We start from the raw sequence: 15,990 nt of genomic DNA, 5'->3' as shown, positions 1-15,990 counted from the left end.
TTTTTTTATATAGACTGAAGATAATTAATTAAATCATCGATAGATGCAAAAACTGTTTCTGGAACAAGCTGGCTATTGCATTCTCTTGTAGTAAGAATTGGTTTTTCAGATTGTGACATTTTCTGTAGAATGCCCTCCATTTTTCCAAAAACATTAATATCAAGATAAATATCAGCTTCTGCTAATAATTTATCAATAATAGGTGGAGTGTAAGTTTTATGAAGGCGGATATTTTCAAAAGCTAATAGGCTTATAAGAATGTCAGACATAACTGTTGGTGCTGCAATGTGAAATAGACAATCTGGAAGGGCAGTGACTAATTCTGAGATAGATGGTATACAATCAGAAGTTGTAACAATAAGGAAATTGAGACGATAATTTTGTGTTTTAATTGGGTGGTCTAAACCAAATACTTTTTTACTAGATATGATACTTGACCATTCAAGTAAATTATAGTGCCACCATACCTCACGGAGTCTCATATTTGATAATGTTTGCCAAGGTTTGATTCCCGAAATGTAGTGAATAATTTTTGGGAGTGGGGTAATTGGGATGTCAAAAATAAATTTATGCCCATCGATAGCAGCTCCCATATCAAAACCAATTTGAAAATTGTAGGTATCATCTAAATAAATTACCTGATTTTCAAACATGCGATTAAGAATTGTTTGATCCCCTTCGTTGGCATTCTCAATTTCCTTTTGATTTTTTTCAATTAATTTAATAGTCATATTTTCTTGTCGCCAACGTTGGTTGTTAATTACCATTACTCCAGCATTAAACCCATATCCAAGCCCAAAAAGAGCTGGAACTGCAGCTAAATATGCATTGTCTAGTGAAATTTGAAAGAGGTTATCTAAATTAGTAGTAACAACTAAGTCAGAGTCAAGATATAAAACTGTATCAGCTGAGATGTACTGAGGTATGAAATAACGAGCATAGGTCATATAATTAATATGATTAAGCTTTTTATTTTCCCATTTTGGGGATAAGTGATCATGGAAGAGCTTTACATCCTGAATTTGATTTCCAGTTTGTCCAACCCTATCTTTCATAGCTAAAAACCATTCTTGAGGAATATCTTGATTAAAAATAAAAATTGAGAGATTCTCATGATAGACACAGAGAGATTTTAATGTGGTTTCAATTTGTCTAATGTAGGAATAATCACCAGCCAAAACAACTGTTTTTTGATAAGTCATAAAAAATCCTTTATTTATATTAGTTAGATATAGTAAATATAAATTTAAAAACTATTAGTATTATTCTATCATAGGTGAGTGTGATTCAGAAATTATTATTAAATTAATTATGGAGTTTATATAGTACAACATATTCTTTTTCAGAAAAAACAGCTATATTTTGCTATACTTTAATCAAATATCAATATTAGAAAGTGATTGCCTATGTTGTCTGTTGGTTTAGTTTTAGAGGGTGGCGGAATGAGAGGTCTTTATACTGCTGGAGTTTTAGATGCTTTTCTAGATGCAGGAATAAAAATAGATGGTATCGTATCTGTCTCTGCGGGTGCATTGTTTGGTGTTAATTTTGTATCTAGACAACGAGAGAGGGCTTTGCGATACAATAAAAAGTATTTATCCCACCCTGAATATATGAGTCTAAGATCATGGCTTCGAACAGGGAATTTTGTTAATAAAGATTTCACCTATTATGAAGTTCCTATGAAATTGGATGTATTTGACGATGAAGCATTTAAAAAATCAAGTATTGATTTTTACGTAGTTGCTACAGAGATGACATCTGGTAAACCTGAATATTTTAAAATTGATAGTGTTTTTGAACAAATGGAAATTTTACGTGCTAGTTCAGCATTACCAGTAGTCTCAAAGATGGTTGATTGGCAGGGGAAAAAGTACTTAGATGGTGGTTTATCTGATAGTATTCCCGTTGATTTTGCCCGTGGTTTAGGATTTGACAAGTTGATTGTTGTGATGACTAGGCCGCTCAATTATCAGAAAAAGCCTTCAAGTGGACGATTGTATAAAACTCTGTATAGGAAATATCCTAATTTTGTAAAGACAGCCTCGAATCGGTACCAACAGTATAATAATAGTCTTGAAAAGGTCATGAGCCTTGAAAAAACAGGCGATCTATTTGCAATTAGACCGAGTAAGAGCTTGGTTATTGGCCGCTTAGAGAAGAATCCGGATAAACTTGATAGTATTTATCAGCTTGGTATGAAATATGCTAAAAGTGTGATGCCTGAGCTGAATAGTTATCTAATGAAATAAAGAAAACAGTATTTCTCAATTGAGGAATACTGTTTTGTAATATCAGTCAGTTGGTTTGACATCTAATTGTGTTAAATTAGTGTGATATTTTTGACGTTTTAATTGCTTAATGCTTAGCATTGATAAGAAACTAACGATATAGAGACTTGCTAAGAAAAGCATGACCATAGAGACATTTGAAACGTCTAGAATCATTCCGATGATAACAGACGAAAAGCCACCTATTGCACGACCAACATTTAAGATAAGATTGTTAGCTGTTGAACGAATATGATGTGGATAGAGACGTGTAATCATGGCACCATAGCCTGCAAACATACCATTAACAAAGAAGCCGACAACTGCCCCGCCTATAATCATAGAAGGCATTGTTGTTGCAAATTGAAAGAGATAGACACAAATTGCAGATGATAGAAGGAAACACCCGTATACTAAACGCGGTCCAAATTTATCTAACAATTGACCAAATACTAGCATGCCAAGACACATTCCAAAAATGGTTGCAATCATCCATAATGATGAATTCTTGACAGAAACGTTTAAGTTGGTTTGGATAATAGTTGGTAACCAGTTCATCATGCCAAAGTATCCGGCAATCTGAACAGTTGTCATAACCATTAGTGCTAGGCTCTGTGTGGCTAATACAGGAGTATCAAATAAAGCTTTTATACTGATATCTAGAGGTTCATCATCTGCGTCTGTATTATATTGATCTAAGATATCTTTATCATCAATAGCAAATTGCATCCATAGGACGAGAACTATAGGAAGAAGGCCAAAGAGAAAAAGTCCCCGCCAACCGAGTGCTGGTGCTAGCCATCCTGCTAAGAGTGCTGAGCTAATAGATCCGACTTGACCAGCGATACCATTTAGTGAAGAAATCCGGCCCATTTTATTAGCTGGGACAATTCCTGCCATAATGGCAATAGCGATACCATATTCGCCACCAACGCCAATTCCTGCAATGAAGCGCATGATATAGAGATATGATAAATTAGTAGTGAAGAAAACTAAACCAGTTGCGATTGAAAAGATTAGAATCGTCCATTTGAAAACTTTGAATTTATTGTAGCGATCAGCTAATAAACCAAAGATTAGTCCTCCCACGAGCATTCCCAAGTTGGTAATTGTCCCAATCCAACCAGCCTGTGCCGCAGATAAATGAAGATCAGTAATGATAGTTGACATAGAAAATGCAAGGAACATGATATTTAAATCATCGGTTCCGGATGCGACAATGGCAGCGATTAGGGCGCGCCAATTATTCTTATTGATATTTAATGGTGACATAAGTCTCCTCCTTTAATGATGGCTCACAGACCACCGTTATTAAATACTGTCAATAGAAAAAATTCTAAAGCAGAGATGTCATAGCTGCTTCAACTCATTATAATGTAAAAGAAAAAACTCAAGCTGCTACCCTTGAGTTCTATAAACGCTCGCAAAAATAGTAGGATTTCTGTATAGAATCCTATTTTGGTCGCTTATATGTCTCACAGGACACGGTTAAAGCATTATGTCATTTGGAAATAGTATAGAGTAAGTTTAGTTTATTGTCAAGGATAAGTGGGGAGAGAACGCTAAATTCTCAAAGTAAGTTCCACCTCTAGTAGAAATGGAATTTAGTCTGATAAAAACCAATAAAAACCAACGAAAATCCGTCTCAGACTAAGTTCCGCTATGGTTGAAGTTAGTGTGAGACGTTTAGGTTGTATCAGTTAGTTGATTAGGTTAGATTTTGTCTTTTAATAGTTTGGGAGATTGGCAGACGTCTTCCGCAGTAATTTCCTCAATACCGAGTATACTTGCGATGTCTTTTCCGTAAGTAAAAGAGAATAGCTCATAAGCCGTTTTACCATTTAGAGCCTGTCTCTTAACGCTGTTGATATGAGATAGTGCCAGATTAATGTCCTCTTGAGTCAAGTTGTCGAAGGAAGTCCCCTTAGGCAGTATGTCTCTCACGAGGGTATGATTCTTCTCGATTCTTGCTTTCTGGTCAGACCGATTAGGGTCACAAAAGAAGAGTTGAGACTGTCCACAAACATCTATCTCAATATCATCCACTCTAGCGAATTCCCCACCATTATCCGTTAGGATAACAGGAAAGAGTTCGAAGAAGTCTCTCTTGTTATCATAGAGTGTCCTCTTAATGACCTGTATGTGTTTAGCAGTTTCGATAGCTGTCTTAGAATCCATCAGTTTGGCAAAGATGAAGTTACAGAAGGCGACATTGAAGGTGAGAAGGACCTTTCCACCAATCCGTCCAATAACCGTGTCCATTTCAAGCCAGGAGTTCAGCTCTGATTGGTTCATGTGTTCTATAAAATCCTCGTACCGTCGCCCTTCTTTAATCGCTTTTGGAATAGGAGGGAGTGTGCTCTTTCGCCTTTTTTTGAACTTCACAGCTCTGGGTAGGTCGATTGGTGTGATGGATAGGTAGCCTTTCTTGATGTGTCGATAAACGGTTGAAGAACTCACTTCTAGATCGTTGGTTTTGAGGATATGATAGATACGTTGGCCCTTCTTGACCCCATTAGAAAGCACTCTATCTATTTTCCAGAAGGTCTCTTTGTTCAAAGGGATTCCTTCTCTAGATTCAACTAAAAGTTTTTCATAGTTTCTTTGAGCTTGCTTAGCAAGATAGAAGGTCTTCTTGTAACCACAGTTGATCCTCCTCTTTGGACACCCATTACAAACATAGGGAGCTTTTCTTAGTAGCGGACAGTCTAGGCAGTCTTTGGTTGATTCTCTTAGTTGCTTATTTCGTTTGACTTCTTTTGCGATAGTAGTAGGGTGTTTCAGTAGATTAAGCCCGATGGCTTTAAAGGTTTCTCCTCTATCCAAACCAGATTGGATGTCATTACGGTCTGAGAGAGTTAGGTGTTTGTGTTTTGTCATGATGGATAAACTCATTTCTAACCCAAACGTCTCAGACTTAATTCCACCATAAAAATCCTTTTCACACTAACTTCCGGTTTTGGAGGGCAGACGGAACTTACTTTGAGAAATTACTGTGGGGAGAGAACCTGCTGTTGAGGGTATTTTCACCTTTTTTATTGCTGTTTTTCGTGTTATAATAAGAGGACTATACTTTTTTGACATGGAGAAGTGCGATGACATTCTATAATCACAAAGAAATCGAACCCAAATGGCAAGCTTTTTGGGCAGATAATCACACCTTTAAAACAGGAACAGACGCATCAAAACCTAAGTTTTATGCCCTAGATATGTTCCCATACCCATCTGGAGCTGGTCTCCACGTTGGTCACCCAGAAGGCTATACAGCAACGGATATTCTCAGCCGTTTCAAACGTGCCCAAGGTCACAATGTCCTCCACCCAATGGGTTGGGATGCTTTTGGACTTCCTGCTGAGCAGTACGCTATGGATACTGGTAATGACCCAGCTGAGTTTACAGCTGAAAACATCGCTAACTTCAAACGCCAGATTAATGCTCTTGGTTTCTCATACGACTGGGATCGTGAAGTTAACACAACTGACCCTAACTACTACAAGTGGACACAGTGGATCTTTACCAAGCTTTATGAAAAAGGTCTAGCTTACGAAGCTGAAGTTCCAGTTAACTGGGTTGAAGAATTGGGAACAGCTATCGCCAACGAAGAGGTTCTTCCAGATGGTACATCAGAACGTGGTGGCTACCCAGTTGTCAGAAAACCAATGCGCCAATGGATGCTCAAAATCACTGCCTATGCAGAGCGCTTGCTAGAAGACTTGGAAGAAGTTGACTGGCCAGAATCAATCAAAGACATGCAACGCAACTGGATTGGTAAATCAACTGGTGCTAATGTAACCTTCAAGGTTAAGGATACAGATAAGGACTTCACTGTCTTTACAACACGTCCTGACACCCTTTTTGGTGCAACTTACGCAGTTCTTGCTCCTGAGCATGCCTTGGTTGATGCTATTACAACAGCTGACCAAGCAGAAGCCGTTGCCGAATACAAACGTCAAGCAAGTCTCAAATCAGACCTTGCTCGTACAGACCTTGCCAAAGAAAAAACAGGTGTCTGGACAGGTGCCTATGCCATTAACCCAGTTAATGGTAAAGAAATTCCAGTTTGGATTGCGGACTATGTCCTTGCCAGCTACGGTACAGGTGCTATCATGGCTGTTCCAGCCCACGATGAACGTGACTGGGAATTCGCAAAACAATTTAAGCTAGACATCATTCCAGTTCTTGAAGGTGGTAATGTTGAAGAGGCTGCCTTTACAGAAGACGGTCTTCACATCAACTCAGACTTCCTAGATGGTCTCGATAAAGCGTCAGCTATTGCCAAAATGGTCGAATGGCTTGAAGCAGAAGGTGTTGGTAATGAGAAAGTCACTTACCGTCTCCGCGACTGGCTCTTCAGCCGTCAACGTTACTGGGGTGAGCCAATCCCAATCATCCACTGGGAAGATGGTACATCAACAGCGGTTCCTGAGAGTGAATTGCCATTGGTTCTTCCAGTAACTAAGGATATCCGTCCTTCAGGTACTGGTGAGAGCCCACTTGCTAACTTGACAGACTGGTTGGAAGTGACTCGTGAAGATGGTGTTAAAGGTCGTCGTGAGACTAACACCATGCCACAATGGGCAGGTTCAAGCTGGTACTATCTCCGTTACATCGATCCACACAATACTGAAAAATTGGCTGACGAGGAACTCCTCAAACAATGGTTGCCAGTTGATATCTATGTCGGTGGTGCAGAGCACGCCGTGCTTCACCTTCTCTACGCTCGCTTCTGGCACAAGGTTCTTTACGATCTCGGTGTCGTACCTACCAAAGAGCCATTCCAAAAACTCTTTAACCAAGGGATGATTTTGGGAACAAGCTACCGCGATAGCCGTGGTGCTCTTGTGGCAACTGATAAGGTTGAAAAACGTGATGGTAGCTTCTTCCATGTGGAAACTGGGGAAGAGCTTGAACAAGCACCAGCTAAGATGTCTAAATCACTTAAGAACGTTGTCAACCCAGATGATGTTGTTGAACAGTACGGTGCTGACACCCTTCGTGTTTACGAGATGTTCATGGGACCACTTGACGCTTCAATCGCTTGGTCTGAAGAAGGTCTTGAAGGCTCACGTAAGTTCTTGGATCGTGTTTACCGTTTGATCACGACTAAAGAGATTACTGAAGAAAATAGCGGAGCCCTTGACAAGGTTTACAACGAAACCGTTAAGGCAGTTACTGAGCAAGTTGACCAAATGAAATTCAACACAGCTATCGCTCAACTCATGGTCTTTGTCAATGCAGCCAACAAGGAAGACAAACTCTTTAGCGACTATGCCAAAGGCTTTGTTCAATTGATTGCACCATTCGCACCACACTTGGGTGAGGAACTCTGGCAAGTCTTGACAGCCTCAGGTGAGTCAATCTCTTACGTACCATGGCCAAGTTATGACGAAAGCAAATTGGTTGAAAACGAAATTGAAATCGTTGTCCAAATCAAAGGTAAGGTCAAAGCTAAACTTGTAGTTGCTAAAGACCTTTCACGCGAAGAATTACAAGAAGTTGCCCTTGCTAACGAAAAAGTCCAAGCCGAAATCGCAGGCAAAGACATCATCAAAGTCATCGCAGTACCAAACAAACTGGTTAATATTGTGGTGAAATAAGATAAAGATTTTACTAGAAATAGTGATATTTACGCGTATAAAATCCCAAAAGTTTATGAACTTTTGGGATTTTTCTATTTTTAGCTAAATCAGTCAGCTCGTACTGTTTTTTTAGCATAGTAAGTTTTTAATACCTCTTTTGTAATACCATGTTTTTGATAGATTTTTTCTATTTTTGACGTTAATATTTTTAGTTCTTTATTTTGGTTTTCAATAGAGTTATCAAATTTTTGATAGCGGTCGTTCAACCTTGTCTCAAGGTAAGCACGTTGTTCAAAATATAATTTTAATCTATCTTTTTCGTTAGTGGATAGGGTTGTCTTATCAATCAATTTTTTGACTTCACTTGTGCTATCCCATGTTTGATTATCAATAGAAGTATAGAATTTAGTTAGTAGACGTTTATTTTGCTTCTCTAGTTGGTTGATATCTTTGTTAATATACAATTCAATAACTTTTAAATCTTTTGCTTTTTTGACTTCAATATGTCGTTGGATATGGTCGATTTTAGCGTAGAGAGGAGCAGCTTCTTTATCTGCAACTTTTAACTTATGTTCAATAGTTTTTTGACTCATATGAACAGTTGATGTTTTTTGTGATTGTTCAGCCGCTACATGATTTGGTTGTAAACTCGTATATGTTGCTAAAGAGAGAACGGCAATAAGCGATAAGGAATGTATTTTTTTAGAATGTAACATATAAAAACTCACTTTCTTTTAGAATAACTTTTTGATCTATAGGTATTATAGGTTAAAAAAGCAATAACTTCTTTGAATTTTTGTAGGAAAAGTTAGGCAATTTTGTGGCAATTGAAATAAATCGTAAAAGTTGTTGAGGTCGAATCACTCTCAGCGATGATATTACCATGATGTTGCTTGATAATTTCTTTAGTCATTGCAAGTCCAATACCTGTTTGGCCGCCATGTCCTTTATAGAAGCGATCGAAAATATAAGGCAAGTCTTCTTTTGAAATGGCTGGTCCGTCGTTTGAGATAGTTAGTTTTTGATTTGTGTAAGAGATTTCAATATGAGAAACAGCATAGCGTAGTGCGTTACTAAGGATATTATTGATAGCTCGTTGAATCAACTCTTCGTTACCTTTTAGTAACTTTTCATGCTTGTCTGGTCTATAAGTGATACTAATCTTTTGTTTATTAGCTAGGGGTTTGAAATAAGCAATAATACTATTAAGTAATTCATTTAAAGAAAATTCATCTTTTTGATCACTTAAGTTACTATCTAATTTAGAGAGTAAGATAATATCGTCTACGAGCTGTTTCATTTTTTTGCTCTCTTGCAGAATAACAGAGTGTGCGAGCTCGGCATCAATAATACCCTCTTGAACTCCCTCAGTATATCCTTGGATGGACATTAAAGGTGTCCGTAACTCGTGGGAGGCATTTTGAAAGAAGTTTCTTTGGCTCTCTTCTGCCTGGTAGATTCGATTTGCCATTTCTTGGCTCTCAAGTAGAAGAGGATCGAAATCAGAAAAGACAATTTCTTTTTGACTAGATTGATGATTGCCTTGATTTTTCCAAAGGCTGGAAATATAAGTTTGTACTGATTGAATAGATTCTCTAATTCCAGTGAAAGTCTTCCTCATAATAAATAGCATGGGAATATAGGTTAGTACTAAGATAACTATAAGAAAATGATTAATTTTAGTAATTAGATGCTGGGTGTAAGTAATGTCTGAAAAGTTAATCACATGAAAAAGTTGCGACTGTGCTTTAGGAGCTTTTTTTATGCTACCATCAACAAGGATACCAGAGTAGTCTTTGGTCATTACATAATAGGTTTTTTTCTTGATGGTTATAAACATACCATCTTTTTCCTTGGAAATTTGCCACAATCTTTTTTGGGTAAGATAGCGAATAATATCATGGCTCTCTTTTTTATGATTATCAGTGCCATATTTCATACGATAATGCTGGTCAAAAATAGCATAGTAAGACCAAACAAAGATGCTATCTTGGTTAACCATATTTTCATCTGGTATTTTCTTGTTGTTATAGATACTATCTAAAATGGTGAAATTCGCCTGCATGGAATTCCTTGTCATTTGATGGACATAGTCTTTAATGACATAGTTGACAGAAAAATAGATGAGGTAAAAACCAAGAAATAGAGTGATGCTATTAATAAGGATAAGATTGCTAATTAAACTTTTCTTTTTCATTTGTCCTCTTTGATTAATTTGAAGCCGTAACCCCAGACAGTTTTGATACTAACCTGACTGTGGTATTGCTTAAGTTTTTTACGTAATCGTTTAATAGTGTCATCAACTGCTCTGCTTTCAATATCATCAAATCCCCAAATACGATTAAGCAGTGTTTCCCTAGAAAAAGCAGTTTCAGGTTTTTCAATTAATACTAAAAGAAAATCAAATTCTGTCTTGGTTAAGGGCATTTCTTCATTTGATAATAGGGCTATTCGCTTTTCAGTATCCAGAATTAAATCTAGAACTGATACTGAGTGTCATTTTTGATTGCTTTTTCATCAAGGCGTTTGAACAATGCTTTAACATGTAGACTAAGTTTTATAGGTGAAAAAGGCTTGGTGAAGTAATCGTCAGTTCCTAAATTAAAAGCCGTAATGAAATCAACATCAGAATCTCTAGCTGTTAACATGATAATAGGAATATTATCATATTGGCGGATGCTTTTCATAACATCTAAACCATTAGTTCCAGGCATCATTATGTCTAATATAACTAAATCGGGTTTTTGGTTTTTATAGGCTTCTAAGAGAAGGTCTCCAGTTTCAAATGCTCGAACAGTGAAACCATCATGTTCTAAAAAAGGAACCACCAAGTCACGAATATTCTTTTCATCATCAGCGAAATAAATTATTTTTGTCATGTATACCTCAATACCCATAGTTATAATTTGACTTTTAGCTAGCTGTTTATGTTATATCAAATATAACAAAAAAAGAGTTTTTTTCCTATTCTTTGAAGTGTTATAGTGTTATAAACCAAGATATTGCAGAGAAAAGGTCTTTAGGAACATCATTTTAAGCTCCTCAAAAAGGCACCAGTCACTAACTATTAATAGCTAGTAATTGATGCCTTGCTCTATTTTTTAAAGTATTTTATTCTCTTTTGATAGACTTTAGTTTGATTGTTGCCAGACCTAGCATAGAGAGACTAAATAGCAATATTGTATAGGTTATTTTAGGAGTGCTTTCGCCTGTTTTAGGAAGCTTGTTTGTCTTTATCTTTTGATTATCGGTTTGGCTAGTCACCCCTAAGACACGCTTCTGAGCAACCTCACTTTCTTTAGTCATGCCTTTTTTGAATATCAACGCCTGGGGCTGATTTGGCGGATTGATAGGTGTGGTATTGAGAGAGTCATTATCATTGAGTGATTGACTATAATTCTCTGCGGAAGAAACTCTATCGCGACCATCAAGTTCTTGTTCGGTTGCTTTTATTTGGTTTAATAACTCTTCAACTTGAGCTTGTGTAGCTTGTCTATTGGAAAGCAGCAATTCTGCTTTCTTGATAAGGTTATTATAATTTTCTTTAGCAAATTGACTGGCGTTCTGATATTTAGATGATGTTTGTTTCAGAACATTTGCTTTAATTATCATATGGTGTAAACCAGAGTAATCAGTTTCATGACCATTTAATTGATTTTTAGCAATATCAAGATTTTCTAAGGCTTTGTCTACTTCTGATTGAGTGACGTTAGGTTTTTGTAGAAGATTTTTCGCCAATTGGACTTGATTGATATAAGTTGATTGGCTTAATGGACTAGCATTAACAAATTGATAGTTTCCCTTGATTTCTGTTTCAGCTAAAATAGCTTTTGCCAGTAAAGAAGTATCTGTTTCTTTACCGTTAAGAGCTTGGCGACTTTCTCTCAAAGCAGCAATAGCATTATCAATACTTGTTTGTTCCACTCTATTTTTAATTAAAGTTTGTGCCTTTTCAAGATTAGCTAGGTAATTATTTTTTAAGTGAGTTCCAGCATTATAAAACACAGGTTGGGAAATAATGTCAGTTTGTTCTGCTAGGGCATTAATTAGAGGAGCTTTATTAATCAGCGTCAATTTTGTTAGATTTACTTGACCTTCTTTTACGGATACAAGTAAATCATCTAAGTTCTCTAAAGTGCTATACCCACTAGGCAGCGTTACGTTTAAACGATAGTCTCCTACAGGTATGTTTTTACCATAGTCAGTAGGAGAATAAGTTGCTTTTGGTAGATCAACAACAGTATTTGTCTTAGTAACCAACTGGACTGTTGCTCCTTTTGGTAAAAGCTTGTCAAATTCAACGAGTAAGGCTGCTTTCTTGAGTAAGTTAACTTTAAATAAGACGTCTTTAAGGCTATCTTTTTCAGAAATAGTTACAGTGACACTTTGGGGACTGATTAGATTTGCTCGTTCCTCATCGTATAAGAATAGGTCAAACGTATAGGTACCAAAAGGCAATTTCAGTAAATTGAGGTCTTTCCCGTGATGTTGCTTTTTGATGACATTACCTTTGTCATCTTTGACAGAGTAAGAGAAATCAATATCGACATTACTGTTAAGCTCAGGGCTAAACACTTTGACGTTTACTAAACCATTTTTATTGCCAATATTGATCAAATCTTCGAGTTTTGCTGACACTAGATTGCCTGCATAATCTTCAACAGTGTAGTAGACATGAGAGAAATCATTAACCTCTTTAGGTAGAATAAAGCTACCATCCTTTTCTTGTTTGATAAATACTTTGTTATCTTCAACAAGGATACCGTCTTCTCCTTTTTGACGTAAGACGCTATTATAATGACCATCTTTATCTTTTTTTAAGTAAAAAACTTGTTCTCTAAAGATACCAGATTCCCCGTGTTCTACTGCAGGACGAGCTTTGAAGATACGTCTATCTTTGTCATAAGTTGCTGTTGTTAGTGTAGGAGCTTGTCTATCCAAAGTGATATCAAATACCATTTGTTGTGGCTTAGAGCCAGGGACATCAGAGTAGTATGTTAAAACGTATTTGTATTTTCCATCTTCTAAAGGAATACCATCAGTAGTGGTTCCTTTCCATTCTGTGTCATATAAAAATGTAGATTTTGGATTTTCAGTATTTCCGCTATAGTAATTTTTATCTCCTGCTTGGGGAGCACTTACCCATAGTGGTTTTTGTAAATTAACATCATCTGCACGATAGACTTTGGCTCTTAAATTATTGAAATTACGTAAGAAAACACCTTTCAGTGCAACGGCATCTTGATTTTGGTCATCATTAGGTGAAATGGCTAGATGAGGCTGGCCTTTTTGCTCTAGTTGTAAGATCCATTTTCCATCTATAGACTTATAGCTTCCCAAGGCTTTCAATTGGATAGGACTAGTACCGTCTGTTGAGTAGATAGGCTCTGAACTTGTAGTCATTAAGGCAGTATAATCTTCTGAACCAGGAACTTCGTTTGTTTGTTTCGGTTGGAAATAAAATCCCTTTTCTTTGTTAGCAACAAGCTTATAAATGGATTTTTCTAAAACTTCTAAGTTTTGGAATTCTCCCTTAAATCCAACATAAGGAATACTAAGAACTTCCCCACCATCAACAGGGTCTGTAAAACGTACGTAGCCTTCTAGGAAATAGCCGTTTGGCATTACTTTTTTTAACATGTCATGGTATTTCGAAACATCTATATCAATTGTAATCGTTTTAGTTTGCCCTGGTTCAATCCGTATCGTTTTCCCTGTAAATGTACCAAGTTGTTGAGGAGCCAATGTGACAAAGCCATCTTTAACTTGATCAGTATTTAAATAGGTTGTATAGTGTAAATCTTTTGCAACTTTATTGATATTATGAACAGTAACATCAAAGGAAATTTTATCTTTAATATTTCCTAATGTAACGCTACCATAGTTGTTTTCCCCACCAGTTAGGTATAATCCTGTCTGAACTGCTGCTGCGACATCGATAATACCTGCTCCTTGTTGGCGTGGTGAGGTGTAAGCGCCTGTATCTTTGTTTAGGTGTGCTTTAGCAGTACTCATAAGAAGGTATTTGACAGTTCTTTCAATGTCACCTTTTTTAAGTTCTGGATGTTCTTTCAATAAGTATTGTTTAACTAGAGCAGTAGCACCAGCGACATGGGGAGAAGCCATACTTGTCCCACTCATCATATCATATTCATTATCATTGATAGCGGCGTAAATAGAGCCTCCAGGAGCAGATAAGTCAGGTTTTAATTGTCCGTCTGCTGTTAATCCCCAGCTTGAAAAGTCAGATAGGACACCTGCATTAGGGTTGGCTTGTTTATTTTTGATATTGTTAAATACAATTTTATAGTTGTTTTTAGCTAAAACATCTCCAAACTCTTTTTGAGTAAAAATGGCAGGAATAGCGCTTGCTTCAGGATCTAAACTCATTGTTAGATTAGCTTCTCCAGCTTTGTTATTAAAGATAATAGCTCCCACAGCACCGTGATTAATAGCGTTGACGACTTTTTTTGTAAAAGTAATATCTCCACGTTCAATTAAGGCGATTTTACCATTTAAAGTTTTGTCCTTATAATCATTGTCGTTTCCTTTTCCTACGAAAACATAATCATATTGCTTCCCTACTTCAAAGGTCTTATCACTAACTTTAGGATCTGCATAAGCAGCTAATCCGTTGTTGAGATTTTTGTTGTTTTCTAATCCGATAATGTTGAAGACTTTATTAACCAGTGTTGTATTATTATATGATGCTACAGAAATGGCCTCACGAGCTGTTGATGGACTACCAACTAAACCATAATCAGGATAAAGAGCAGAAGGCTTTGATGCTCCACTCCCAAATGTACCGTCGTTACCTGCTGCTATAACAACAGAAACGCCAGCGAGTCTAGCCATCTCTAAAGCTTTTATAAGTCGGTCATCGGCATTAACTAAAGAGCCATTAGCTCCACCTAAACTTAAATTAATGCTATCAGCACCGAGTTTAACGGCATCTTCAATAGCTTTAACATAAAGGGCTGGTCCAGTTCCTCTTTTTTCATCAGAGAAGACTCTCATAAACATTACTTGTGCTTCAGGAGCAACACCATAGATTAATTCATTTGTATCTTTCTTGCTAGGATTAGCTGTTGCGATACTGGTTACGTGCATACCATGAGAAGTGCTTTTCACCTCTTTTAGCTCTGTATTGACATCAACATAGTTGTGACCAAAGATTACTTTGTTGTTATACCATTTTCCATAGTTTATACCAGCTTTTGCTTTAGCAGCATTCATTTGCTGTTCGTTTTGGTATTTTGCTTTTGTCGAATCATTTAATTGGAGAGCATCGTGATTGGTATCTAGTCCTGAGTCAATAATTGCTACAACAGTTCCCTCTCCTTTGTAGCCTGTGTTCCATACTTTGGGGACAGTGATAATTTTATTACTATCAATGTTTTGAGGGGTTTCTTTAGAAATAGCTGGTGTAGGTTTGACTGCTAAATTTTGTTTGGTTAAAGGAGTTTTAGAAACTTCTTGAGTGCTTTCAACCGGTTGATTTGCGGCTGGGGAAAATGTCTCGGTGGCTTGAGAGTGAGGCTCAGTTACTGGTTGTGTTTCTGTTGGACTATTATTATTAGCCTTTGTAACAAGATTGTCTTGAGCTGTTGACGCAAGGGCTGATGACGTGTTGTTAGTAGGTGTCTCATTTGCTATGCTCGTTGGACTGTCTTTTACTTGCTGTTCAACTGCAATATCAGATGGCTTATTTATGACAGAATCAGCAGCTACATTTGTGATACCGCCTAAAAAAAATAGGGTTCCCAAAAGTACAGATACGGCACCTAACTTATATTTCCGGATTGAAAAACGCTGTTTTGTGTTCATAAAAATCTCCTTTTCTTGTAACATAATAATTACAAAAACTATTAAAACATAAAAAATCAAAATTTTCTACAATTTTCTGAATTTTCATTACAAATTATTTTGTGGTCAATTTAAGACCGTACCTAAAGCATTTTTTAAAAATCATTCTATGAAAATAATAATATTGTCCAACTATATGGCTACAATATCAAAGGTTTATAGAATAATTACAGGATATTTATTAGTCTAATTGCTGGCAAAGCTAAATAATCATTCCTCTTCTTTCTTAGTAATCACCGTTGTGCTATAATAACTGAATATACTGAAAATTTAGG

Annotated in this window: 8 protein-coding genes and 1 pseudogene; 2 read left to right on the top strand and 7 right to left on the bottom strand. The window is 36.7% G+C overall.

The window, feature by feature from the left end; genetic code table 11:
* Positions 1-5: 5 nt before the first annotated feature.
* Entirely contained in the window at positions 6-1,202 is a 1,197-nt protein-coding gene (locus tag A6J68_RS00305; protein ID WP_000222146.1) for a glycosyltransferase, read from the bottom strand.
* 204 nt (positions 1,203-1,406) lie between these two features.
* Here A6J68_RS00305 and A6J68_RS00300 point away from each other — a divergent pair, with 204 nt between their 5' ends.
* The gene (locus A6J68_RS00300) at positions 1,407-2,252 is read left to right on the top strand and encodes a patatin family protein (RefSeq protein WP_000953623.1); all 846 of its coding nucleotides are present in this window, start codon (positions 1,407-1,409) and stop codon (positions 2,250-2,252) included.
* Between the two features lie 42 nt (positions 2,253-2,294).
* Here the strand turns inward: A6J68_RS00300 and A6J68_RS00295 are convergent, their stop codons facing one another.
* Positions 2,295-3,542, bottom strand: coding sequence for an MFS transporter (locus tag A6J68_RS00295; protein ID WP_000074729.1), 1,248 nt, complete (start codon positions 3,540-3,542; stop codon positions 2,295-2,297).
* Positions 3,543-3,983: 441 nt separating this feature from the next.
* On the bottom strand, positions 3,984-5,150 hold the full coding sequence (locus A6J68_RS00290; RefSeq protein ID WP_000160598.1) for an IS30-like element ISSag9 family transposase: 1,167 nt from the start codon (positions 5,148-5,150) through the stop codon (positions 3,984-3,986).
* A gap of 215 nt (positions 5,151-5,365) precedes the next feature.
* Here A6J68_RS00290 and leuS point away from each other — a divergent pair, with 215 nt between their 5' ends.
* Positions 5,366-7,867 (top strand): leucine--tRNA ligase, encoded by a 2,502-nt coding sequence (gene leuS, locus A6J68_RS00285; protein ID WP_000145176.1) that lies wholly within the window; start codon positions 5,366-5,368, stop codon positions 7,865-7,867.
* An 89-nt stretch (positions 7,868-7,956) separates the two neighbouring features.
* Here leuS and A6J68_RS00280 read toward each other — a convergent pair whose 3' ends face one another.
* From A6J68_RS00280 to A6J68_RS00265, 4 genes and pseudogenes are all read right to left on the bottom strand, one after another.
* Positions 7,957-8,565 (bottom strand): hypothetical protein, encoded by a 609-nt coding sequence (locus tag A6J68_RS00280; RefSeq protein WP_000903266.1) that lies wholly within the window; start codon positions 8,563-8,565, stop codon positions 7,957-7,959.
* Positions 8,566-8,657: 92 nt separating this feature from the next.
* Positions 8,658-10,046: a sensor histidine kinase gene (locus A6J68_RS00275; protein WP_000730410.1), complete on the bottom strand. Its 1,389-nt coding sequence runs from the start codon at positions 10,044-10,046 to the stop codon at positions 8,658-8,660.
* Positions 10,043-10,728: pseudogene (locus A6J68_RS00270) on the bottom strand (response regulator transcription factor). The gene A6J68_RS00275 and the pseudogene A6J68_RS00270 overlap by 4 nt, the downstream one beginning before the upstream one ends.
* A gap of 232 nt (positions 10,729-10,960) precedes the next feature.
* Positions 10,961-15,676 carry a S8 family serine peptidase gene (locus A6J68_RS00265; protein WP_001093377.1) on the bottom strand — a complete coding sequence of 1,572 codons (4,716 nt, stop codon included), beginning with the start codon at positions 15,674-15,676 and terminating at the stop codon, positions 10,961-10,963.
* Positions 15,677-15,990 lie beyond the last annotated feature (314 nt).

The organism is Streptococcus sp. 'group B', assembly GCF_002073795.1.
Lineage (GTDB): Bacteria > Bacillota > Bacilli > Lactobacillales > Streptococcaceae > Streptococcus > Streptococcus agalactiae.
This window is presented reverse-complemented; position numbering and strand designations above follow the sequence as displayed.